Raw genomic sequence first — 1,343 nt, 5'->3', positions numbered from 1 at the left:
GGCAGCTGCCGCGGAGAGGGCCAGCCAGGCGATTCCGGCGACACCTCCCAGAATGACCCGCCGGAGCGGGCGGCGCACGCGCAACGGGACTGATGCTGGGTCCACGCGCACACCCCATTTCCCCGAAAGCTCGACGGTTGCCTATAGGGTAAGTCCGCGCGCGGGCGTGAGTCCAGAGTGCACCGTAAACTCGTGGGGTTCAGGAGGCGGAAATCCGGGTCAGCGGGCGTCGTTCGGGTAGCTCACACCCAGCTGGGCGCGCACGCCGTCGAACAGCCGCATGGTGTTGAGGGAATCCTCGAGCGGCATCACGGGACTCTCGGTGAGTCCTTGCTGGATGCAGCGGGTCACCTCGCGCAGTTCATAGCTGTAGCCCCGCCCGACGACGTCGAAGGGCTCGCTGCGGGGCTCGTCGAAGCCGACCCGAATGTGGAGTTCCTTGGGGTTGTTGATCGACCCGATGGCCTGAAGGAACCCCTGGCTGCCGGCCACCGTGGCGGTCCGGGGACCGTGCGCCAGGAGGGATGAGGTCAGTTGTGCCTGGGCGCCGTGGTGGTAGCCGAGGGTCAGCGCGTTCTGGGCGTCCACGCCGTCGTCGTTCAGCCAGCCGGTGGCACTGACGGTCTGCGGGAAGCCCAGGGTGCCGAGGGCCCAGAGCAGCGGGTAGACGGTGAGGTCCAGCAGGGCGCCGCCGCCGTCCTTCGGTGCCCAGAGGCGTGAGGTGGGTGAATACGGCGCCGGGAAGCCCAGGTCCGCCCCTACCCACTTGACCTCGCCGATCTCGCCGGAGGCGGCGATCTGGAAGGCGCGCTGCATGCTGGGCAGGAAGCGGCTCCACATGGCCTCCATGAGGAACAGGCCCTTGGCCCGGGCCAGGGACACCAGCTCGGCGGCCTCGCGCGCATTGACGGTAAGCGCCTTCTCGCACAGCACGTGCTTGCCGGCGGTCAGGGCCGCCAGCGCGATTTCGTGGTGGTGGGCGTGCGGCGTGGCGACGTACACGACGTCGACGGCGTCATTGGCGAGCAGCCGTTCGTAGCCGCTCTGCCCGGCCAGGTCACCGTAGGCCCGGGCGAAGCCGAAATCGGCGGCGAACGCATCGGCTGCCGCCTGGGTGCGCGAGCTGACAGCGTAGAGCTCGGCATCGGCCAGGAGCTCCAGGTCGCGGGTTACGGACGCCGCGATGCCTCCCGTGGCGATGACGCCCCAGCGCAGCCGGGCGCCGGTGGCAGTGCGGGGATCGGGATCGGGCTGGCTGGACAACCAGGGCGTGGCGATGTGGGCGGTCATGGAGCCATCCTCTCACCCGGGTGAGCGAGCGTCGGGGTGTTGGCCGCGGAAGC

1 protein-coding gene is annotated in these 1,343 nt (G+C 69.8%); it reads right to left on the bottom strand.

The window, feature by feature from the left end; genetic code table 11:
* Positions 1–219 precede the first annotated feature (219 nt).
* Positions 220–1,290, bottom strand: coding sequence for a Gfo/Idh/MocA family protein (locus K789_RS0112925; protein WP_024367118.1), 1,071 nt, complete (start codon positions 1,288–1,290; stop codon positions 220–222).
* Between the last annotated feature and the right edge of the window lie 53 nt (positions 1,291–1,343).

Origin of the sequence: Arthrobacter sp. TB 26, assembly GCF_000427315.1 — a bacterium.
Taxonomy (GTDB): domain Bacteria; phylum Actinomycetota; class Actinomycetes; order Actinomycetales; family Micrococcaceae; genus Arthrobacter.
Note: the sequence above shows the minus strand (reverse complement) of the source record. Positions and strands in the feature narration are given on the sequence as shown.

Bases quoted from the DNA above. Each gene is read 5' to 3' on its own strand.
- K789_RS0112925 (WP_024367118.1), bottom strand. From the start codon at position 1,290: ATGACCGCCCACATCGCCACGCCCTGGTTGTCCAGCCAGCCCGATCCC.